Genomic DNA, 21,013 nt, shown 5'->3' on the forward strand with positions numbered 1-21,013 from the left:
CCATGGGTGACACGCCAGCCGGCCCAGGACTGTTGGCCCGGTACGACGTTGTGCGGGTACTCAAGCGTTGCGCCGGAGCGGAGACACTGCTGGCGTCCGACCGCCGCACGGGCGTCCAGGTGGTTGTCAGGTCCGTCGAACTCGGGTCGCTGCCGGTCGAGAACCGGCGTCGTCTGACGCACGAGATATCACTGATCAGGCGCCTGGAAGAGCCTGGCATCGCCACCGTGGTCAACACGCTCGAGGATACCGGGCACGTCTATCTGGTCAGGCCGTACGTCGACGGGATCTCGTTACAACAGCGACTGACCGTCGGCACCATGGGCGTCCTCGACTGCCTTACCGTCGCTCGCCAGGTACTGCGCTCACTGGCCCGATTCCATGATCATGGCCTGGTTCACCGTGACGTCAGGCCCGCCAACATAGTGGTCGACGACGGTTCCCCCCTGCGGGTGGCGACACTGGTCGACTTCGGTCTGGTGTCGAGCATCTCCCCGACCCCGGGATCGCTCAACGATCCCGCGTCCTCGTCCCGCTACATGGCGCCCGAACTGGCTGACATTCTGGACAGACCCGTCGACTGCCGGTCGGATCTGTATTCGACCGGTATCGTCCTCTTTGAATGCCTGGTGGGACACCCTCCGTTCGACGGGAGCGACGTCCGCGAAGTTCTTCGTCAGCAGCTGTCGACCGCCGTACCGTCGCTGCGCACGCTGGGCGTCTCGATACCGCAGGCACTGGAAGAGATTCTGCGCAGGCTCCTGCGCAAGGATCCCGATGATCGCTATCGCTCGGCGTGGGCCGCTCTGGCGGATGTCGATCAGTTGGACAACGCCCTGCGCAGGGGAATCGCGGAGCCGGGCATCCCGGTCGGGGCTCATGACGCGCGGGAGAGCCTGACCGAGCCTGCGCTCACCGGGCGGGAGAGCGAGCTGGAGACACTGCACCAGTGGCTGGCGAAGGCCCGTCACGGCGGCGCCGCCACAGTGGTCGTTCAGGCCAGCTCAGGTGGCGGCAAGACACGGGTACTCGACGAGTTCTGTCAACGCGCGGCCGCCGGGGGCGCCCGGGTTTTCCGTGGGCGGGGAATAGAACGCTCCGCCCAGCAGCCGCTGCACATGCTCGCCGGTATCGTCAGTGACCTGCTCAAGCAGGTGGGCGCCGAGCCCGGGTTCGGCGCCGACCTGGCCGAACGGCTGGCGGACGCGGCTGGTCCGCTGTGTGACGCGCTTCCGGAACTGGGCGACGTCCTCGGTGGCACCGGCGTGGGAACTCGGATACCGGAATCGCTCGCGCGGGCCCATCTCGTGGCAGCGCTCGTCTCGCTGTTGGACGCACTGGGCACCGCGGCACGCCCGGCAGTCGTCGTGATCGACGACTGCCAGTGGGCTGACGAACTGACACTGCGGCTGCTGGAGGCATGGGCGAAGCACAACGTGGGAGACGGGCTCCCGCGGCGGCACGTACTCGTGGTGGCGGCGATCAGACCAGAGGAGCCCGGAGCACACCAGCGGCTGACGGAGGTCCCGGGGATCGAGTGCCTGCACCTTCCGTCCCTGAACCCGTGCCAGATCGGTCAGGTCGTCGAGTCGATGGCCGGCAGGGTGCCGGCGGACGCCACAGAGGTCGTGGTCGAACTGTCGCGTGGAAACCCGCTGATGATTTCGGCGGTGCTTCGCGGGCTGGTCGAGGTGAATGCCCTGACACCGAGCACGCACGGGTGGCGGTTCCATCCGGTCCCGGGTGGCTGGCAGGCCTCGCGCAAGACCGCGGCATTTCTCGCGCGGCGCTTTGCGCTCCTGGCGGAGGCGACGCGCCTGCTACTCGACGCGGGAGCCGTGCTGGGGCGTGAGTTCGACCTGGGGCTTGCCGCCCGGCTCGTCGGGCAACGGCAGGACGAAGCAGCCGAAGCGATCAGACAGGCCATTGACCGCAATCTGGTATGGGCCGGCCCCGAAGGGAGGTACTGTTTTGCGCACGACAGGCTGCGGGCGAGCCTCCTGGCCGGTCTCGACCCGATCGAGCTCACAGAGCTGCATCGGCGTGCAGCCGAGGAGATCGAGCTCCGCGAGCCCGGACGGGCGTTCGATCTCGCCTACCATTTCGACGCCGCGGGCGAGCCTCGGCGTGCGTTCGCCCATGCCGTCCAGTCCGCCGCGGCCGCCCGGGCGCGTCACGACTTCGAACTGGCGGAGCGCCAGTACCGGATAGCGGAACGGGGAATGGACGCCGCACCGAGGGAAGTCCGGTACGCCCTCGTCGAAGCACTCGGCCAGATCCTCATGCTGCGCGGATGCTACGACGAGGCAGCCGCCCGGTTCCAGCGAGCACGCGAGCTGGCCGGGGACAGCCTCGAGTTCGCCTGGATCGAAGGTCAGCTGGGGCAGCTGGTGTTCCGAAGGGACGATCTCGCGGGTGCGGCCGCCCACATAGAATCCGGTCTTCGAGCCCTGGGCGAATGGGTGCCCGAGGGCGGTCGGATACAGCTGTTCCTGCGGCTTTCCTGGGAGATTATACGGCGCGTCACCCGACGCTTCCGGAGGTTCAGCTTTCACCGGCAGTCCGACTCGGAGCTTCGAAGCAACCGGCTCAAAGCGCACCTCTACACTCGCCTGCAGTATCCAAGATGGTTCCATTCGCGGCGTCCCGAGACCCTGTGTCTCATACTGCGTCAGATCAACATAGCGGAACGCTGCCGCAACACCACCGAGCTCGCACACGCGAGTTCCGTCTATGGAGCCGCGCTCGCTCTTACCTTCCCGTTTTTCTGTCGCCGTGCCATGCGCTATATAGATCACGCGGCGTGGATCTACCGGAGCCAGGGAGATCCGCACGGAGAAGGACACGTCGCGAGTATGCGAGCATGTGTTCTGCATGCGGCCGGCCAGTACCGGAAGGCCGCCGAAGCCGCTGGCGACGCGGTTCGCATCCTGGATCAGCTTGGCGACCGGTGGGAACTGGGCTTCGCCACGCGTACGCGGGCGGTCTGCCTCTACCGTCTGGGCCGGCTGGGCGAGGCACGGCGGGAGGCCCGCCGGCTGTTCGACATCGGAGTCGAGATCGGCGACGCGCACGCGCAGATCACCGCGCTGGAAGTTCTCGCGAAAGTGACCGAGGGCCGCGTCACGGCCGTTCAGACACAGGCCGCCCTGGGCCGGCGCGGCGACGACATCGAAGTGACGGTGGCGGCTCTGCTTGCCGAAGCCCTGCGCCTTCGTCACACGGGCCAGCTCGAGCAGGCGATCAGGAGCCTGTCAGGCGCGGCGCGCCTGGTGAGCCGTGCGCAGCCCACGAGCACCCATCTGGTGCCGGTCTTCGCGTGGCTGGCGACCCTGCATCGAGAGGCGGCCGAGCAGCCGCTTCTACCGCACGTCCGACGGGCACGACTCCGGCGCGCACGAAAATCGGCCCGTCGAGCGGTGCGCTACGGAAAGCTCTATCCCAACGATCTGCCCCATGCGTTGCGTGAGCTGGGCATGGTGTGCGCCCTGTCCGGGCACCGGCGTCGAGCCCGCCGACATCTCAGGCGCAGCGCGGCATGGGCGAGACGGCGTGAGGCAGGTGCGGAGCTGGCGGAAACCAACCTGCAGGCCGCCCGCCTCGAGCTGACCGGTGAGGCGTCCGGTGGCGAGGGCTACCCCGAACCGGGTCTGGGCGCCGCGCCGCCGGCTCTGTCCACCCTGGGTCTGGCCGAGCGGTTCGCGGCGCTGCTCGAGGCCGGTGTCCTGCTCGCGTCCAGCGACTCGGCGGAGGCGACCGTGCGGGCGATCCGTGAGACCACCCAGACCCTGCTGCGCGCTGAACGCTGTCGTGTCGTCGGACTCACCACGGACTGGCGTCCAGGCCATTCAGCGGCGTCCGCCGAGGAACAGGAGGCGGCGCGGCGCGCGGCGGAGCACCGTGGCCCGCTTGTTCTGAATCGCCCGCTGGCGACCGAGTTCGAACCGGATGCCGGACTGGCTCTTCCGGACGCCCGGTCGGCGCTCTGCGCGCCGGTCTTTGTACGGGACGAGATGGTCGGATACTTCCTGGCGCTGCACTCGCAGGTCGGCAAGCTGTTCGGTGAGGAGGAGCAACAGCTCGCCGAATTCGTTGCGCGTCTGGCCGGTGCCGCGCTGGAACGTCAGCAGCTACAGCGCGACATACGCGCTCGGGTGATCTCGGCGCAGGAAGCCGAGCGGTCACGGGTGGCGCGAGACCTCCACGACGAGGTCGGACAGGCGCTCACCTCGGTGCTGCTGGGCGTGCGGTTGGTGGAAAGCGCTGTTTCCAGTGACAATTCGGGATCGGTCCGGCCAGACGACGTGCTGCCACAGGTAGCGGAGCTTCGCCACCATGTCGTCGGTGCGCTCGGCTCGGTTCAGCGTCTCGCCTTCGACCTCAGACCGACCGTGTTGGATGATCTGGGCCTGGTGGCCGCCCTCCGACGGCTGACCGTGAGCGCTGTGACGGGGAACACCTGCGTCGAACTCGCGACCGTCAACCTCGAGCCCGGGGACCGATTACCGGCCGAGATCGAGACAACGGCCTACCGGGCGGTACAGGAGGCAGTCACGAACGTCGCCCGGCACTCCCGGGCCTCGAAATGCAGCGTCGTCATAGGACGTACTCAGCGGTGCCTACGTGTCGTGATCGAAGACGACGGGATCGGCTTCCGTACGGATGCCCTCTCCGGTGGGGGCCTGGGCCTGCTCGGCATGAAAGAACGGGCGGCTCTGGTCGGTGGAACGCTGCGCGTGACCTCCGCCCCGGGGCAGGGCACAGCGATCTCGCTGGAGGTGCCGCTTGACGAATGACCGATTACGGGTGCTGCTCTGCGACGATCACAGGATCGTCCGCGGTGGCCTGCAGCGGATGCTCGCCGAGGACTCCGGGATCCTTGTCGTCGCGGACGTCGGCACGGCGGCCGAAGCTGTCGCGGCGGCCGGACGACTCCAACCCGATATCGTCGTCCTGGACATCGGCCTACCAGACGGCAGCGGGATCTCGGCGATCGGGAGAATTCTCGGGGCAAGCCCGGCAAGCAGAGTCCTGATGCTCACGATGCACGACGATGTCGCCTACCTGAGAGAGGCATTCGCGAGCGGGGCGCTCGGCTACGTACTGAAAGCCGCGGCCGACATCGAGCTGATCCAGGCCATCCACGACGTCGCCAGGGGCGAACGGTATGTTCACCCGACGCTCGGGGCCGCTCTGTTGGGCAGGGACACGAACGTCGAAGGCCGCTCTGTTTCCACGGTGGCTGGGCTCTCCGAACGTGAGGCTGAAATCCTGCGCCTGCTTGCCCTCGGTCACACGAATCCGGAGATGGCCGAGGTTCTCGACCTCTCCGTTCGCACCGTGGAGACCTATCGATATCGGCTTCAACAAAAGGTGGGTCTGCGCTCGCGGGCCGAACTTGTACGCCTGGCCAGAGAGATGGGCCTGGTAAGATGAGGCGGCGAGGTGACGGGCTCCGGCATTCATCAGAGCAACCGGTGTTCATCAGAACAACGGTGTTCATCAGAACAACGGTGTTTGTCAGAACAAAGGCGGTCGGTGTTCTCGGACTATCCCCTCCCCCACCGTGGGCCAGTATCGCGGAAATCGTACGGGGCGCGCGGCCGTGGAAACGAATCGATTCATCCGTCGACACTGGAGTCGGCGGCGGACCCACGGTCACGGGCGCTGATCACCGCCTTCCTCGACACCCGCCGTTCCCGCGCCCGACAGATCGGGTGCCGGCCACCGATGGCCTGGCAGCGTCGGACGCGTTCAGCGGCGAGCAGGGCCGAACCCGGCGTCGGCCCCGCCCCATGGTGATCGCCCGTTCCGGGAGGACGATCACTCGTCCCGGAACGGGCCGGCGCTTCTCGGTGAAGGCGGCCATGCCCTCCTTCTGGTCCGCGGTGGCGAACGTGGCGTGAAAGGTCCGCCGTTCGAACAGGGCGCCCTCGCTCAGCGAGGTCTCGAAGGCGCGGTTGACCGCCTCCTTGACCATCATGGCCACCGGGGTCGACATTCCCGCGATCTTCTCCGCCACGTCGAGCGCCTCGTCGACGAGACCCTCGGCGGGCACGATCCGCGAGACGAGGCCGGCCGACTCGGCCTCGGTGGCGTCCATTGTCCGGCCGCCGGCGCCATGGGCGGCAATGCCTACTGGACGACCTCGACTCGGCTGTCGAGGCCCTTCCAGCGCCTGTCACCGGTCAGGATGGTGTCAGCGTCGACGACGTCAGCGGTAGCGAGCACGAGCGCATCCGGTAGTCGTAAGGACTGGTGCCGCGCCCGCCAGAGGGCGGCGGCAACCGCGACAGCCTCGTCCACGGGATACGGCGGCCCGAACGCGGCGGTGGTAAGCCGCCGACGCGTGGCAACCTCCTCCTCGCTCCTGCGCGCGGCGCCCACGAGCAGCTCGGCCAGCACGGTTGCCGGCAGCAGGAAAACATCACCGGCGTCGCGCCGACGGCGAGCCGCCTGGGCTGAACAGGCGTGCAGGGCATCCTGCGGGTCGAACAATGCGAGGATCACGCTCGTGTCGAGGACTACCGCTCCCATTCGTTCCGCAGCGTCTCAAGATCGGTCACGGCGGACAGCCCCGGAGCGGAACCGATCAGCTCCTCGAGGGGATCCCGAACAGCGGTGAGGACCAGCCTGCCGCGCCCGTCGGCAGTCACCCGGAGTTCGTCGCCGGGACCAAGGCCCGCGGCCCGAAGCACGTCGACAGGCAGGGTGACCTGGTGCTTGCGGGAGACCCGGGTGACACCGGGCCGCCGCTTTACTTCCGTCGCCATAAGTAAAGATTACGTCCGACGAACGGAGGACGCCGAGGGTCCGCGTCGCCGTCCAGGAAGCACATCCACATGCGCAGGTCCGGGCATGGACAACGGTGATCCGGAGCTGCTGTCGCTCTACGGCATGCTGCTGCCCGTCGATCTCGAGGACGAGTTCGACGTCACCGCCGACGACGAGCAGGGTCGGGGCGCGCACGGCCGCCAGTTTCGCGGCCGCCAGTTTCGCGGCGGCCAGTTTCGCGGCGGCCAGGTCGGGCCGGCCGCCGCGGGAGACGACGGCGGCGACGTGGGAACCGGGCTCGGCCGCGACCCACAGCGCGGCGGCGCCGGTAGCGCGGCGGCGGTAGCGCGGCGGCGGCGCCGGTGCTGGCCCCGAAGTAGCCGACGGGAAGGTGAACGATCTCCGACCGGCCGCGTAGCCAGCCGGTGACGTCGACGAGCCGGCGGGCGAGCAGCCCGATGTCGAACCCGAGGAACCGTCGACGCTCCGGTCACCGACCGCCATCGATCTCGGTTTGCCGGCCGGTCCGTGGTTCGGACGGGCCGGGCGTGGGTAACGACCGAAAGTATTCGGATCGAGCATATTAGGTAACGATCTGCATGCTTGTAGGCAAGGAGCGGGGAATCATGGCCTCACCCGCGCCCGGCCGGCGACTCACCGTTCACCGCTCGCTGGTCCGACACCGGCCATGTCAGCTTCGTCCACCCGGGGCCGGGCGCCGGGGGTCCACCACCACCCGGGGAGGCCCGCGGCGTGCGCCCACACCGACGGGAAGGCGAGAACAATGACCAACGATCACGAAAGGCGAATCGCGGCCCTGGAACAGCGGCTCGCCACGCTCACGGAGGCGGTCCGGGCCATCGCCCGCGGGCTGGAGTCCCCGCCCACCACGGACGAGCCCTTCGAAGCCACGGCGGCGCGGGCCGCCCGGCAGGCGCACGAGCTGCTGCTCTCCGCCCGTCCGTAGCAGTCCCGTAACAGCCTCACGGCTGTGGGACTCCACGGCCGGAACAACGAGTGACAGGGAGGCCGTAGTGACCGTAGGCGCGCAGGATGCGGAGATCGGCCAGCTCTTCACCGCAGCCGGCCCCTTCGTAACGTTCTACCTGGGTCTGTCGGGTGAGCTCGACGATGTCGTGCCGGAGCGGGCGCTGCGGTGGCGCGGCCTGCGCGATCAGCTGGCCACGGCCGGGGCGGACGGCGCGACGCTGGGCGCGGTGGACGAGACGGTGGCCCGCCTGGGGCCGGACAATGCCGCTCTCGCGGTGTTCGCCGCCGATGGCCGGGTCGCCTGGGAGCGACGGCTACGCGGGCAGCTGGACGACCGGGCCGTGTGGGGGCCGCTGCCCTGCGTGCTGCCCCTGCTCGCCTGCTGGCAGCGCACGGTGCCCTGCGTGGTCGTGCTCACCGACCGGACAGGCGCCGACCTGCGGGTGAACATCGACGGGCCGCGGTTCGCCGGCGAGGTCACGGGCAGCGACGACGAGATCGAGCGCAACGCCCCCGGCGGCTGGTCGCAGCGCCGCTACCAGCATCGCGCCGAGGACTCGTGGGCGCACAACGCGGCACAGGTCGCGAAGGCGGTGACGGCGCTGGTCGAGCAGGTGGACGCCGCGCTGGTCGTCCTGGCGGGAGACGTGCGGGCGGTGCAGCTGCTGCGTGAGCACCTGCCGCCCCGGGTCGTCCCGCTGGTACGCCAGCTTGAGCACGGCGGACGGCACCCCAGCCGGGGTGACCGGCTGCACGACCGCCAGGTGCGTGAGCTGGTGGAGACCGAGGCCCGGGCCCGGACCACCGGTCTGCTCACCCGTTTCGCCGAGGACCGCGCGCACGGGCGGGCGGCCGACGGGGCCACCGCGGCTCTCGACGCGCTCGCCCGTTCCCAGGCACGGACCCTGCTCGTCGTGGACGACCCCGGGGACGAACGGGTCGCGTGGTTCGGACCGGATCCGGCCGATATCGCCGCCGAGGCGGGCATGCTGGCCGGCCGGGTCGGCCGGCCGACCGCTGGCAGGCTGGCGGACGTGGCCGTGCGCGCCGCGTGGGGCACCGGCGCGGCGGTCCGGGTCCTGCCCGCCGGCTTCGCGGACGGGCCGTCCGAGGGCCTCGGCGCCCTGCTGCGCTACCCGCGGGCGAACGGACCCCGCTGACCCGCCCGCCTATGAGACGAGATGGTCGATGCCACCGAGCCCGCGCCGTCCAACGGTTCTTCACGGGTGATGAAGGCGCTGTCGCATGGCCGTCGCCCGGTCGAGGTGACCACCGATCGGGCCACGGCCGGGCCGCGGGTTGCCTGTCAGCTGGTGTATGGATTCCTCAGGGTCACGGGCGTGCGCGCGATGTCAAGTGCCGGCTGAGGGAAGCGGGGGCCAGGACATCCTCGCGTGCGATCATGAGCGTCTGCAGCGAACGGGACATCCGGCCGTTCCCGTCGGCCCACGGATGGATGGACACAAGGTGCAGATGCGCCATGGCCGCTCGCACCAGCGGATGGGTGCTGTTGTCGGTGTTGAGCCGGTCGGTGAGTTCCTTCATCAGCGCGGGGACGGCACCGGCGTCCGGGGCCGTGTAGGCCGCGATGCCGGGGTCGCGGGCGTCGGCGGCGTGGACGAGGCCGCGGCGCCACTGCCCGGCCGGCTTGCGCACGGCGTGGCGGTGGCCCTGCAACATCCAGTGCAGAGCGTTGAGCAGGCCTTTGCTGTAGCTGAAGTCCTCGACATCGTGAAGCGTCTGGATATACGTCATCATTCGCTGACAGGCGAGGGTCTCTTCACGGTTCTCGTCCGAGACCTCGACGTCTCGCTCGCCGTCGATCAGATCCTGGACGTCGATCGTGGATACCCTGAAGCCCTCGACGGAGTTCGAGGCCGCGACGGCGTCGGCGGTCAGACCTAGATTCGCCGGTAGCGGCGCAGGGTTGGCGGGGTGTTGGCCGCGGAAAGTGATCGAATGCCTGTCGCGCAGGGAGAATCGGGGCTGCGAAACCAAACCGAGGATCCCAGGCGAAAGGCACCCGTCAGGTGGTCAGGATACGCAGTGTCGAGTCGTCACGGAAGTCGGTCTCGGCGGCGGGTCCGTCGCGGGGGCCAGGCCGGGGGTTGGGTCGGCGTCGGCGGGAGCGGGTGCGGATCGGGACGCCGGATCCAACGGTGACGGGGTCGGCCGGGTTGGTCGCGGTAGCCGAGGTCGTCGACCGGCTCGGCATCGTCGGGGCGCTCGACGAGGGGATCGGGCCGCTCAAGCAGCGGGACCGGGGGCTCGGCGGCGGTGCGTTACTCGTCGGGATGGCGACCAGCCAGCTTGAGGGTGAGTCGTCGCTGGCCGGGCTGTCTCGCCCGCCACGGTGGCAGCCACTGCGACAGGCCGGTCGACCGACTGACATCCGATGACATCCGACATCCGATGACGTCGGATCGTCACGGCTGGGGGATGATGGCGTCGGCCCGATCCTCGGGTGCGGCTGCGTGTCCGCGACGGGAGGAGTTTGTGGATGTCCGCACGCTCGTCGGTGGCTCTCGACGTCCGACTACTGGCGCGGGTGACGGACCGGGTGCTACTGGCCCAGCCTTCCGCAGACGCCTGGTATGTCCTGCCGGGCGGCCCGGTCGAGTCGGGTGAGGGCATCGAGCCCGCTCTTGACCGCCATCTCGACGGTCTCGGCGGCCCGAAGGCGTCCGCGTGGCGGTTCGCCGGCGCGGTGGAGCACGCCGACGCACCCTTCGACCGGGCTGCCGGGGAGCCGTTGGCCGGCCACAGCCTGACGATCCTGTTCGCCGCCGACTGGCCGGCGGCCGTCCCGCTGCCGGAGACCTGGCGAGGGAACAGGGTGCGGGCCGTCGACATCGGCCTGCTGCTGGCGACCCGGCTGCGTCCGCTGCCGGTCGCCTGGGTGGTACGACGCTGGCTGGCGGAGGGCTGGCCGCTGTGGCGGGGCGCGGTCCCGGCCGGTCGGGAGCCGGGCTGGGCCGGGCTGCGCCCCTCGTTGGCGTCCCTGCGCGCGCAACTCGCCGCCCGGCGCGACGAGCTGCGCAGCAACAGGTTCCGGGACGCGGCGGTGGCGATGTGCGCCCTGGTCACCGCCGCCGACGGGCGTGTCGACCCGGCGGAACGCGACGGGCTGCGGGGCTTCGTGGCCACCGACCCGGTGATGTCGCAGTTCCCGGCGGACGAGTTGGAGGCGCTGTTCGACAGCCATCTCACCCGGCTGCAGGCCGATGTCGCCACCGGGAAGCTGGCCGCCCTTGCCGAGATCACGAAGGTGCGGGGCCGGGTCGGCGAGGCCGCCGCGGTGGTCCGCATCGGTGAGGTCATCGGCCGCATCGACGGCGACTTCACACCGAGTGAACAGGCTGTGGTGCGGGAGGTGATCGGCGAGCTCGGCCTCGACCCGACCGAGTTCGCCGCGCAGACCGTCGCGCCCGGTCTTACGTGATCGGTTCCGGTGGCCGCGGGAGGCGACCATGCGGGGTCACGTCCATGCGGGGTCACGTCGACGCGGGTGGAGCGGGACCCGGCCGCCACCGGACCTGTCGCCCGGCCTCACCTGTCGCCCGGGCCTCGCCGAACCGGAGACCGCCTGGATCACCGCCCGCACCGACCAACATCCGTCAGACACGTCCTGGTCTGGAGCGCCGATGCCCCCCACCATGCCGACCGAGGTCAGCGCCCGTGCCGTCATCCTCGCAGGGGACCGCGTACTGCTGGCCAACCGTCGCGGTCAGTTCTGGTACTTCCTGCCCGGCGGCAACGTCGGGCCCGGGGAGACCGTGGAAGCCGCGCTACGCCGAGAAACCTCCGCGGAGGCCGGGTTCGGTGCCAGTGATCTGGAGTTCATCGGCTGCGTCGAACACACCTACGTCGAGGACGACAGACGGTTCCACGAGCTGAACGTCGTGTTCGCCGCCGATCTGCCGTGGGGTGCGGAGATCGGGAGCCGGAAGGACGACATCGACATCAACTCCGTCGCGTTACGCGAGCTGCCAAATCTTGATCTGCGCCCCGCGACCCTCACCGACATGATTCTCGACTGGGTGGGCAGCCGTCGGCCCGGCTGGCATGCGGCGGGTCGCTGACCGGGACCCGCGGCACGCTCACGCACACGCGGCCCGCGCGGGGACGGGCCCGGCGGGGCTGAGTCATGGCATGGACGCGCCGCTGCCCCTCCGCCCCGACCGACGCCGAGCGGACACGGGCCGAAACCGAACCGCCACCGCCCGAAGAACGGGCCACGAGGCAGGGCCTCGTCCGCCTCCTGCCGCGGAGGCAGGGAAACGGAGGAAAACGGATCCCACCAGACCTCGGCGACACCGGCGTTCCGTGGGAGAATCACGCTGACGGTGCGGGACCGGCGTTCGGGGCGGGAGCGGTGCGGATCGAACCGGCGGACGACGCCATGTTCCAGGAGCACGACGCCTGGTGCTACGACCCGCCCTACGACTTCTACGACAGTGACGGCTTACCCGTGAAGAACCCCGAACGGTTCTTCGCCGCCCGCGACGACGACGGCACCCTCGTCGGCTTCTATTTTTTCGAACTCCACGACGACGCGCTGTTCTACGGGTTCGGCCTGCGGCCCGATCTCACCGGCCGCGGGCTCGGCGAACGGTTCGTGCTGGCCGGCCTGGAGTTCGCCCGCCCCATCTACGGGCGGCGCCGGGTCACACTCCACGTCGCGGCCTTCAACGAACGCGTCATCCGCCTGTACCAGCGCCTCGGTTTCACCGAGACCGGACGGCACACCGAGACGTTCGACGGCTACGGGGCCGTGGAGTTCATCGACATGGAAAAACCCGCTGAGCACCGCCGGCGTCCAGCAGGCCAGCGATCTGTGACAGTCACCTGGCGGCGGCTTGACGAGCCCGACTTCGCGTTGCTGCGGGGATGGCTGGAGCAACCACATGTTGCCCGGTGGTGGAACCACGAGACCACGTCCGAGGCCGTCCACCGCGACTTCGGCCCCGCGGCCCGCGGCGAGGAGCCGTCGGAGGACTTCCTCGCCCTGCTCGACGACCGGCCCGTCGGGCTGGTGCAACGCTGCCGCCTCGCCGACTACCCCGAGTACCGCGACGACCTGGCACCCATCGTCGACGTCCCTGCCGGTGCCATGAGCATCGACTACCTGATCGGCGAACCCGCCCAGACCGGGCACGGCCTGGGCACCCGCATGATCGCCTCAATGGTCGCACGGACCTGGTCCGACCATCCTGAGGCCACCTGCGTCGTGGTGCCGGTCGTGGCGGCCAACCGGGTGTCGTGGCGTGCCCTGGAGAAAGCCGGCCTCCGACGCGTCGGACAGGGGCCCATCACACCGGACAACCCCGCCGACGATCCCCTGCACTACGTGTACCGCGTGGACCGGCCCTCGACGTCCTGACAGCGGAAGACCGCTACGACACCGGCGGCACGCTGGCCTCCTCGCCGACACGGGCCAGGTTCGAAGGTCGATCGCCCTGGCCGGCGGTACGGCGCAGCCGTCGCGCCCGGCCGTCGGCCTCGCGCTGGGAGTCCGCGCGGCCCTGGTCGCCGTCTCCTTCTCCTTCGCCGTGTCGCTGCGCCGGGACACGACGCTGTCGACCGTCGGGTAAAAACCGTCAGTCATCGGGCCAGAACGGCCGTCCGTACCGCCCGCACCGCTCGCACCGCCCACGCCGCGGGCGCTGTCCTCAGCCGGCCGGGTGAACGGGCCGGCCGGCTGGGTGGGTCAGAGGCCGGTCCGTTTCGGCTGGCTGACGCTGTTGCCGAACTCGTCGATGAGACCGGCGCGGCGCAGCGCGTCGGCGAGCGCACCGTCGGGCACGTCGTTCGACCCGCCGCGGCGGCCGCGGGGCTGTGTCCCGCCGGAACGCGCCCCACCGGAACGCGCCCCACCGGAACGCGCGCCGCGGGCGGCCCCGGAGCCGGCGGCGCCATGCTCACGGGGACCGGCCTGGCCCTGGCCCCCGGCATCGCGCTCGCGGCGGCGCCCGGAACCCGATGACGAACCCGACGACGCGCGCTGGTCGGCCCGGCCGCCGCCGGTGTTGTTGTCGTCGTCGAGCCGCAGCGTCAGCGAGATGCGTTTGCGGGCGATGTCGACGTCGAGCACCTTCACCCGGACGATGTCGCCGGGCTTGACCACCTCGCGCGGGTCGGAGACGAAGTTCCGCGACATTGCCGAGACGTGGACGAGCCCGTCCTGGTGCACTCCGACGTCGACGAACGCGCCGAACGCGGCGACGTTGGTGACGACACCCTCCAGCACCATGCCGGGCGCGAGATCGGCAAGCGTCTCCACACCCTCGGCGAACGCCGCGGTCCGGAACGCCGGACGCGGGTCACGGCCCGGCTTCTCCAGCTCCCGGAGGATGTCGGTGACGGTCGGCAGACCGAAGGTGTCGTCGACGAAGTCCGTCGGCCGCAGCGCCCGCAACGTCGAACTGTTACCGATCACCGCCGTGATATCACTGTCCGTGGCCGTGAGGATGCGGCGTACCACCGGATACGCCTCCGGGTGCACGCTGGAGGCGTCCAGCGGGTCGTCGCCGCCGCGAATGCGCAGGAAGCCGGCGCACTGCTCGAACGCCTTCGGCCCCAGCCGCGGGACGTCGACGAGCGCCCGGCGGGACCGGAACGGACCGTGGGCATCCCGGTGGCGCACGATGTTCTCCGCCAGCCCCTCGCCAATGCCCGACACGCGCGTCAGCAGCGGCGCCGAGGCGGTGTTGACGTCGACACCGACGGCGTTGACGCAGTCCTCCACCACCGCGTCCAGCGAACGCGACAGCTTCACCTCGGAGAGGTCGTGCTGGTACTGGCCGACCCCGATCGAACGAGGGTCGATCTTGACCAGCTCCGCCAGCGGATCCTGCAGCCGGCGGGCGATGGACACCGCGCCGCGCAGCGACACGTCCAGCTCGGGCAGCTCCCGCGAGGCATAGGCGGACGCGGAGTACACCGACGCGCCGGCCTCGGACACCACCACCGAGGTGAGCCTGAGCTCCGGATGCCGCCTGGCCAGCTCGCCCGCGAGCCTGCCGGTCTCCCGGGACGCGGTCCCGTTGCCGATCGCGACCAGCTCGACGTTGTGGGCGCGCGCCAGCCGGGCGAGGACGGCGATCGACTCCTCCCAGCGCCGCCGCGGCTCGTGCGGGTAGATCGTCTCGGTCGCCACCACCTGGCCGGTCGGGTCGACCACCGCGACCTTCACGCCGGTGCGCAGCCCCGGGTCGAGCCCCATGGTCGCCCGCGCGCCGGCGGGCGCCGCCAGCAGCAGGTCGCGCAGGTTCACCGCGAACACCCGGACGGCGGTGTCCTCCGCCGCCTGCCACAGTCGCATCCGCAGGTCGATGTCGAGGTGGACGAGGATGCGGGTCCGCCACGCCCAGCGGACCGTCTCCAGCAGCCAGCGGTCGGCCGGGCGGCCGTTGTCGGCGACAGCGAAGTGCGCGGCGACGGTGACCTCGTAGCTGCTCGGCTGTGCCGCCGCCTGCCGGGGCATGGCCACGGCCGCTGTCGCTGTCGCTGCCGCCGGCCCGTTGGCGTCAGCGCCGTCCCCGCCGGCGGCCGGCCCGCCGGCACCGTCCGCGTCGGCGGGCTCCGGTTCGAGAGTGAGGTCGAGGGCCTCCTCCTTCTCGCCGCGGAACAGCGCCAGAATCCGGTGCGAGGGCAGCGAGGTGAAGGGCTCGGCGAAGTCGAAGTAGTCGGCGAACTTGGCGCCGGCGTCCTGCCGGCCCTCCCGCACCCGGGAGACGAGCCGGCCGCGCGTCCACATCCGCTCACGCAGCGTCCCGATCAGGTCCGCGTCCTCGGCGAAACGCTCGACCAGGATGGCCCGCGCACCCTCGAGAGCCGCGGCCGTGTCGGCGACACCCTTGTCCGGGTCGACGAAGGCGGCGGCCGTCGCCTGCGGATCCTGCGACGGGTCGGCCAGCAGCGTCTCGGCGAGCGGCTCCAGACCGGCCTCCCGGGCGATCTGGGCCTTGGTGCGCCGTTTGGGCTTGTAGGGCAGGTAGATGTCCTCCAGGCGGGCCTTGGAGTCGGCGGCCAGGATCTGCGCCTCGAGCGCGTCGTCCAGCTTGCCCTGGGCGCGGATCGACTCCAGGATCGCGGCGCGCCGGTCCTCCAGCTCGCGCAGGTAGCGCAGCCGCTCCTCAAGGGTCCGCAGCTGGGCGTCGTCGAGCATGCCGGTCGCCTCCTTGCGGTAGCGGGCGATGAACGGCACGGTGGCCCCGCCGTCGAGCAGGTCGACGGCCGCAGTCACCTGCCCCTCACGCACGCCGAGCTCCTCGGCGATCCTGCGATGAACCGACGTCGTCACGATCTCGATCCGCCTCCGTGGCCGGGGTCCTGATGAGGTGTCGGGGACCAGCTTGCCCGACCGGCGGGCCCACCGACGCATCAGCCCCGTCTCATCAGCCCCGGGCCGGTACCTGATCGCTCCGGGATGACTCAGAGCGATCCAGGCCGTTCCCGGGCTGGCCCGACCAGCTCGCCCGGTCGGGGTCACAGGCGCGGCCCGATCCGGCCGGACGGGGCCGCGTCGCGTTGGCCCCGTCCGCCTGGGACACAGGGCTTCCGAAGATCGGAATCGTGGGGTTTCCGAAGATCCGGAAGGCTCCTCCCGGATGGTGGCGACCCCCACACCGATCCGCCCGCAAGCCGTGTAGAGTCTTGGTTCGTTGCAGGTCCGGGTGGCGGAATGGCAGACGCGCTAGCTTGAGGTGCTAGTGCCCTCTAAGGGCGTGGGGGTTCAAGTCCCCCCTCGGACACCGACCATTACCCCACGGTAACGTGGGTTGATCTTCACTTCGGCTTGTACCGTCTGGGTGGCGGGCTGGTAGATCAGGTGCAGGCTGAGCTGGCGGTAGACCTCGGTCTTGTCTGCTGGGTCGGCCTCGGTGAGGGCGGTCAGTATGTCGCCGAGGGCCTCGACCAGGGCGGCGATCTCGTCTCGGCTCATCCGCCGGTCGCTGTCTGTGGTGGCTTCGCGGAGTTGGCGTTCGGCGGCTGCCCGGTCGGCCTGGGTCTGGGCGATCCAGGTTGTGACGATGACAGGGTCGGCGCCGGCGTCGAGAGCGGCTCGGTAGCGGGTGAGTTTGGTCGTGCAGTCCGCGATGGTCAGACGTGCCCGTTCCGTGGCCTGGTTCTGGCCGGTGGGAACGTTCTGGGTGGTGGTCATCGCGTCGAGGGTGTCGGTTAGTCGTGGTGGTGTGAGGGTGGTGGCGAGCCAGGTGTCGAGGGCGGGCAGGACGGCGTCTTCTCGGACGTAGACGTTGCTGGGGTGGTGGATGTGGTTCGCCAGGGCGTATTCCTGGGGGTAGCGGCAGCGGTAGTAGGCGGCGCCGCGGACCCAGTGGCCCTGCATTTTGCGCTGGCAGATCCCGCAGTGGAACGCTCCGCGCAGGATGTAGGGGTGGCGGGTTCGTGGGGTTTTCTGGTCGCCGGGTCCTCGTCCGCGTCTGGCGAGGAGTTGTTGCGCGTCGGTGAACAGCTTCGGGTCGATAATTGCCGGATGGGCGGTGTTCTCCGACCAGATCCATGTGTCGGTGGGGTTCCAGCGCAGTTTGGTGGTGTGTCCCAGGTTGACGTCGTCGACGTCGAGGAGGACTTCGTCCTTGCGTTGCCGGTTCCATACTTGCCGGCCGGTGTAACGGGGGTTGGTGAGGATCGCGCGGATCGCGCCTTTCGACCAGGCTGCGCCGGTGCGGTGGGAGTTACGGGCCGGGTCGTGTGCCGAGGGGCAGGGGATACCATCGCGGGTCAGTCCCTCTGCGATCGCAAACAGGCCGCGTCCGCCGACGAATTCGGTAAAGATTCTTACCACGATCGGTGCGGTTTCTTCGCACAGTGCGAGACCATGCAGCCGTCGACCGTCGGCAGCCTTGGCCGGGTTCGGGTGTAGTCCCAGGTCGCTCAGTTGGTAGCCGTAGGGTGGCCGGCCGCCCAGGAAACGGCCTTCCATCGCCGCTTGGGCGGCCATCGCGGCGCGGACCCGCACTTTGATCCGGTTGCGTTCGCCCTTTGACATTCCCCCGAACACGGACATGATTAGATCGTGGGCTTCGTTGTTCGGGTCGATCGGACCGCCGACCTCGGGTACCCACAGTGGCACGCCGTAGTGCGCGAACAGGGGGAAGACCAAGCCGAACTGGTTGCCGTAGAACGCTCGCTGCGGTTCCCCGATGACGACCGCGTCGAATCCCCGGTTTGGATCCTTGAGTGACTGTAGCAGATCGTTCGCTTTTGGCCTGCGTTGCCAGGGCACGGCCCGGGACTGTCCGGCGTCGAAATACTCGACGACGATCTCCCCACCGTGTGGTTCGATCAGCGCCTTCGCGCGGGTAACCTGCCAGGCGCGTGATGATTCGGGGTCCTGCTGGTCCTCGGTCGAGCATCGTCCTTCGAACGCAAATCTGATCATTCAGAATTCCCTTCCTGTCGTTCGGTCGTGTTCTCCCGACGCGACGGGGAGTTTTTGCCGGCTGCTGTCTTTGCGTCCATGCAGCGGCGTAACAGGCGCAGCAGGCTCATGGCCCAATGGCGCTTAGTTAAGCGGCCCGAGCGAGCATGATCTTCGGTGATTGATCATGCTTGGTGCCGGTGTCTGTTGGGCTTTTGACTCGGTAGGCGTTGTGTCGGCCTCGTCTGATGGTGCGTGGGTACGTGCGGTGGAGGCGCACGGGGTTAAGCCGTTCGGTGATCTCTGTGAAGGTTTCCCGGAGCGCGTGCGTGTGGTCCTCAGGGGGAAAAATCCGCCTGGTCGGTGACCTGGCGGCGGACGACGCGTAGTGATCGCATGAAGGATAGCCTGTCCGGGTCGACGTCGGCTTCGTCGGCGGCCTCGCACATGAGACATCGGATTGCGTAGTGGCTGAGGAGCAGCGCCCAGATCTCTTGTTCCACCAGGTCCGGGAGTTTCGAGCGTAGGACGCGGGCTTCGCCCCGCTGGTGTGTCTTAATCTCATCGAAGATGTTTTCGATTTCCCAGCGCTCGTGATAGGCCGTGGCGAGTTCCACCGCTGGTATGTCGGTCTGGTTGAGGATATTGGTGATGAGGCAGATCAGTTCTCCGGTTCCGGATCCTGTGCGGTCAGGCACCGTGTATTCGATGACGCGGACGGGTGTCGCGGAGTCCTCGGGAAAGTCGCGGCCGGCGCGGGCGTCGGCGATGATCTGGTTCCGCTGTTTCCCTCTGATTTTCGGGTTGACGATGATAGAGAGGTAGGAGCTGTCGGGAAGGGACCGGATGACCGGTAGCGTGAGATCGGATTTGACTCGCCAGAGCAGGTCCGCGCCGGTGTCGAGCGCCTGCTGCCAGAGGTCGAAGCTGTAGAAGTAACGGTCGGCGGTGAGGAGCATCCCGGGTTCGCAGGCGTCGAGCAGGGTGGCGGCGAGAGCACGTTCGTCGCTGGCACGGGGACCGACCGCGGCGGAGACGATCGCGTGCGTGCCGCATTCGGCGAGCGCGACGACGTGGACCTGGGGCAGAGCGCTGGCCTTGTGTCCGTTGGTGGACCGCCCGAACCTGGCCACGTTCTCGGGGGTGTCTGCGGCGTCGAGGAAGAACCCGTCGATCGCCATCAGCCGCCGGGAACGCAGCCAAGTGCCCTTGGTACCCAGCCCCGCGACCGGCACAGCGACACGTTCGAACAGGACCTTCAGGGGGGCGGCACCGAGCCTGATCCGTGCCTGCGAGATCGCCCCGGTGGTCGGGACTTTCCAGTCACCCTGCCAGTTCCCCAGCCATCTCAACGCACCGGCGAGTTTACGCATGACTTCTTCGTAGTCATCGTCGAAGAACAGGCACATCGTCATGGTGAAGTACACCATGACCCGGGCTGGCAGCAGCCTGGTACGCCGTTCCTGCCGCTTCGTTTCCACCAGTACCTCTTCGACGAGGTCCCGGGGAACGATTCTGGCGAGCACACCGATCGAGATGCGGTCGGTCAGCCGGTCGTTGTCAACGGCTGGCAATTCAACTACCTGGCGAAGGCGCACCACATCTGGATTCTATCTGCCGACCGGCCGAAATCGCGGCATGAGCACTCCGCCGCCTACTGATCGACGTTGAGGAACGTGACTGGATGCCGTGTTCAGAAGTTGATCGATGCGGGATCGGGCGTTGGCGTGTCGGGATGGACGGACGCCCCTCCAGCCTAATTGAGCGGCATTGGGTTATGGGCAGGCAAGAGAGTCTGTTCGATAAACCTGTCCAGCCGATCCAGGTAGATATTGGACAGAACGGGTGAAACCACGCCGCCTTGCGGGCAGCCGCTCAACGTCGCGTGGTAGCGCCAGTCCTCCAGGTATCCGGCCTGGAGCAGCCCGTCGATCAGACGCAGGAACCGACCGTCGTGGATCTTCTCGGCCAGAATCGATCTCATGATCGAATGGTCCAAGGACCCGAAACAGTCGGTGACGTCGCCCTCGATGAACCACACCGTCCCGTGCCATTGGTGATAGATCTCCTGCAAGGCGGTGTGACAGCCGCGGCCCGGGCGGAACCCGTGGGAGCGGTCGGAGAACTGCGGCTCGTAGTACGCCTCCAAGATCAGGCGCAGTACCTCTTGCAGCAGCTTGTCCGACCAGGTCGGCAGCCCCAGCGGTCGCTTTTTCACCGAATTCTTCTTCTCGATGTAAGTGCGCCGTACCGGGGCCCATCGGTAACGCTCCTGCCGGAGCGTCTCGATGATGGCCTCGATCTTGCCGAGGTTCATGCCATCCACGGTCTCGCTGGTGGCTCCGGCGGTCAACGCCCCCTTGTTACGGTAGAGCTTCCCATAGGCAAGCAGGAACAGGTCCGGGTTGAACAAGCACCGGTAGACCCGTTCCAACGGCAGTCCTCTCCTGCCGCGTTCACGAATGATCTCCAGTACGGTTGCGGCGTCTCGTATCTCGCGTACCTCACCGTTCTTGTCGATCTAAGCACCTGGGTCCCTTCGCCCATGTAGACGGCTCTCCCGTCCTCCTCGGCGGGGCGTGACTCCTGCGACTACTACGGACCCTCCGTGACCATAGGGCTCGCGCCCCGTAGGCCATCCCGAATTCCTCTTGCGCCAGACGTAGCGAGCGTGACGTAGGCGTCCCGGTCCGTCCCCTTGAACGAGCTCGCTGCCCGTCGCCCGCCGGCCGGAAGGGTTCAGAGCGACGAAAGTCGGAATCGCTCCTATGCCGACGGCCCCGACAACAGACGCCGTGTCGGGAGGTGTGAACGTTTGCACCGCTGGAGACTGGGCTTCAAGCAGTCTGGCCTTCGCCGTAT

At 68.9% G+C, this 21,013-nt stretch carries 13 protein-coding genes, 1 tRNA gene and 6 pseudogenes; 11 read left to right on the plus strand and 9 right to left on the minus strand.

Going from position 1 to position 21,013, the window contains the following annotated elements; genetic code table 11:
• Positions 1-2 precede the first annotated feature (2 nt).
• On the plus strand, positions 3-4,796 hold the full coding sequence (locus tag FSYMDG_RS13375; protein WP_013873970.1) for a protein kinase domain-containing protein: 4,794 nt from the start codon (positions 3-5) through the stop codon (positions 4,794-4,796).
• Between the two features lie 10 nt (positions 4,797-4,806).
• The gene (locus FSYMDG_RS13380) at positions 4,807-5,436 is read left to right on the plus strand and encodes a response regulator (protein ID WP_165440849.1); all 630 of its coding nucleotides are present in this window, start codon (positions 4,807-4,809) and stop codon (positions 5,434-5,436) included.
• Positions 5,437-5,830: 394 nt separating this feature from the next.
• On the opposite strand, the pseudogene FSYMDG_RS29690 reads toward FSYMDG_RS13380, so the two are convergent.
• The 4 genes and pseudogenes from FSYMDG_RS29690 to FSYMDG_RS29695 all read right to left on the minus strand — a co-directional run.
• Positions 5,831-6,112 (minus strand): annotated as a pseudogene (locus tag FSYMDG_RS29690) (enoyl-CoA hydratase-related protein); the annotation flags it as partial.
• A 23-nt stretch (positions 6,113-6,135) separates the two neighbouring features.
• Positions 6,136-6,537: a type II toxin-antitoxin system VapC family toxin gene (locus tag FSYMDG_RS13390; RefSeq protein WP_013873972.1), complete on the minus strand. Its 402-nt coding sequence runs from the start codon at positions 6,535-6,537 to the stop codon at positions 6,136-6,138.
• A complete protein-coding gene (locus FSYMDG_RS13395) occupies positions 6,525-6,773 on the minus strand; it encodes an AbrB/MazE/SpoVT family DNA-binding domain-containing protein (RefSeq protein WP_013873973.1) in 249 nt (82 codons plus the stop codon). The genes FSYMDG_RS13390 and FSYMDG_RS13395 overlap by 13 nt, the downstream gene beginning before the upstream one ends.
• 118 nt (positions 6,774-6,891) lie before the next feature.
• Positions 6,892-7,261: pseudogene (locus tag FSYMDG_RS29695) on the minus strand (hypothetical protein); the annotation flags it as partial.
• Between the two features lie 167 nt (positions 7,262-7,428).
• Between FSYMDG_RS29695 and FSYMDG_RS30100 the strand changes: the two are divergent.
• The 3 genes and pseudogenes from FSYMDG_RS30100 to FSYMDG_RS13410 all read left to right on the plus strand — a co-directional run.
• A pseudogene (locus tag FSYMDG_RS30100) lies at positions 7,429-7,482 on the plus strand (hypothetical protein); the annotation flags it as partial.
• Between the two features lie 76 nt (positions 7,483-7,558).
• Positions 7,559-7,741, plus strand: coding sequence for a hypothetical protein (locus FSYMDG_RS26260; RefSeq protein WP_013873974.1), 183 nt, complete (start codon positions 7,559-7,561; stop codon positions 7,739-7,741).
• A gap of 67 nt (positions 7,742-7,808) precedes the next feature.
• Positions 7,809-8,924 (plus strand): Vms1/Ankzf1 family peptidyl-tRNA hydrolase, encoded by a 1,116-nt coding sequence (locus tag FSYMDG_RS13410; protein WP_013873975.1) that lies wholly within the window; start codon positions 7,809-7,811, stop codon positions 8,922-8,924.
• 214 nt (positions 8,925-9,138) lie between these two features.
• Here FSYMDG_RS13410 and FSYMDG_RS13415 read toward each other — a convergent pair.
• Positions 9,139-9,720, minus strand: a pseudogene (locus FSYMDG_RS13415) (Fic family protein); the annotation flags it as partial.
• A 203-nt stretch (positions 9,721-9,923) separates the two neighbouring features.
• Between FSYMDG_RS13415 and FSYMDG_RS13420 the strand changes: the two are divergent.
• The 5 genes and pseudogenes from FSYMDG_RS13420 to FSYMDG_RS29705 all read left to right on the plus strand — a co-directional run bounded on the left by FSYMDG_RS13420 (position 9,924) and on the right by FSYMDG_RS29705 (position 13,147).
• Positions 9,924-10,163 (plus strand): hypothetical protein, encoded by a 240-nt coding sequence (locus tag FSYMDG_RS13420; protein WP_013873977.1) that lies wholly within the window; start codon positions 9,924-9,926, stop codon positions 10,161-10,163.
• Between the two features lie 101 nt (positions 10,164-10,264).
• Entirely contained in the window at positions 10,265-11,206 is a 942-nt protein-coding gene (locus FSYMDG_RS13425) for a TerB family tellurite resistance protein (protein WP_013873978.1), read from the plus strand.
• A gap of 202 nt (positions 11,207-11,408) precedes the next feature.
• Entirely contained in the window at positions 11,409-11,846 is a 438-nt protein-coding gene (locus FSYMDG_RS13430) for an NUDIX domain-containing protein (RefSeq protein WP_043603633.1), read from the plus strand.
• 320 nt (positions 11,847-12,166) lie between these two features.
• A pseudogene (locus FSYMDG_RS29700) lies at positions 12,167-12,487 on the plus strand (GNAT family N-acetyltransferase); the annotation flags it as partial.
• Between the two features lie 66 nt (positions 12,488-12,553).
• A complete protein-coding gene (locus tag FSYMDG_RS29705; protein WP_050803788.1) occupies positions 12,554-13,147 on the plus strand; it encodes a GNAT family N-acetyltransferase in 594 nt (197 codons plus the stop codon).
• A 327-nt stretch (positions 13,148-13,474) separates the two neighbouring features.
• Here FSYMDG_RS29705 and FSYMDG_RS13445 read toward each other — a convergent pair whose 3' ends face one another.
• Positions 13,475-16,069, minus strand: a complete 2,595-nt coding sequence (locus tag FSYMDG_RS13445) for a Tex family protein (RefSeq protein WP_013873981.1) — start codon at positions 16,067-16,069, stop codon at positions 13,475-13,477.
• 367 nt (positions 16,070-16,436) lie between these two features.
• On the opposite strand from FSYMDG_RS13445, the gene FSYMDG_RS13450 reads away from it, so the two are divergent.
• A tRNA-Leu gene (locus FSYMDG_RS13450) sits at positions 16,437-16,520 on the plus strand.
• On the opposite strand, the gene FSYMDG_RS24620 is transcribed toward FSYMDG_RS13450, so the two are convergent.
• The 3 genes and pseudogenes from FSYMDG_RS24620 to FSYMDG_RS13465 all read right to left on the minus strand — a co-directional run.
• Complete coding sequence (locus FSYMDG_RS24620) at positions 16,502-18,172, minus strand: recombinase family protein (protein WP_083828278.1); 1,671 nt, start codon at positions 18,170-18,172, stop codon at positions 16,502-16,504. The two genes, FSYMDG_RS13450 and FSYMDG_RS24620, sit on opposite strands and share 19 nt — an antisense overlap.
• Before the next feature lie 317 nt (positions 18,173-18,489).
• The gene (locus FSYMDG_RS13460) at positions 18,490-19,752 is read right to left on the minus strand and encodes an IS4 family transposase (RefSeq protein WP_013872077.1); all 1,263 of its coding nucleotides are present in this window, start codon (positions 19,750-19,752) and stop codon (positions 18,490-18,492) included.
• A gap of 173 nt (positions 19,753-19,925) precedes the next feature.
• Positions 19,926-20,645 (minus strand): annotated as a pseudogene (locus tag FSYMDG_RS13465) (reverse transcriptase/maturase family protein); the annotation flags it as partial.
• Between the last annotated feature and the right edge of the window lie 368 nt (positions 20,646-21,013).

Source organism: Candidatus Protofrankia datiscae (assembly GCF_000177615.2).
In the GTDB taxonomy this organism is placed as follows: Bacteria; Actinomycetota; Actinomycetes; order Frankiales; family Frankiaceae; genus Protofrankia; species Protofrankia coriariae.

Excerpts from the sequence above, each read along its gene's own strand:
- FSYMDG_RS13375 (WP_013873970.1), top strand. The coding sequence starts at position 3 with ATGGGTGACACGCCAGCCGGCCCAGGACTGTTGGCCCGGTACGACGTT.
- FSYMDG_RS13390 (WP_013873972.1), bottom strand. The coding sequence starts at position 6,537 with ATGGGAGCGGTAGTCCTCGACACGAGCGTGATCCTCGCATTGTTCGAC.
- FSYMDG_RS13395 (WP_013873973.1), bottom strand. The coding sequence starts at position 6,773 with ATGGCGACGGAAGTAAAGCGGCGGCCCGGTGTCACCCGGGTCTCCCGC.
- FSYMDG_RS26260 (WP_013873974.1), top strand. The coding sequence starts at position 7,559 with ATGACCAACGATCACGAAAGGCGAATCGCGGCCCTGGAACAGCGGCTC.
- FSYMDG_RS13425 (WP_013873978.1), top strand. The coding sequence starts at position 10,265 with ATGTCCGCACGCTCGTCGGTGGCTCTCGACGTCCGACTACTGGCGCGG.
- FSYMDG_RS13430 (WP_043603633.1), top strand. The coding sequence starts at position 11,409 with ATGCCCCCCACCATGCCGACCGAGGTCAGCGCCCGTGCCGTCATCCTC.
- FSYMDG_RS29705 (WP_050803788.1), top strand. The coding sequence starts at position 12,554 with ATGGAAAAACCCGCTGAGCACCGCCGGCGTCCAGCAGGCCAGCGATCT.
- FSYMDG_RS24620 (WP_083828278.1), bottom strand. The coding sequence starts at position 18,172 with ATGATCAGATTTGCGTTCGAAGGACGATGCTCGACCGAGGACCAGCAG.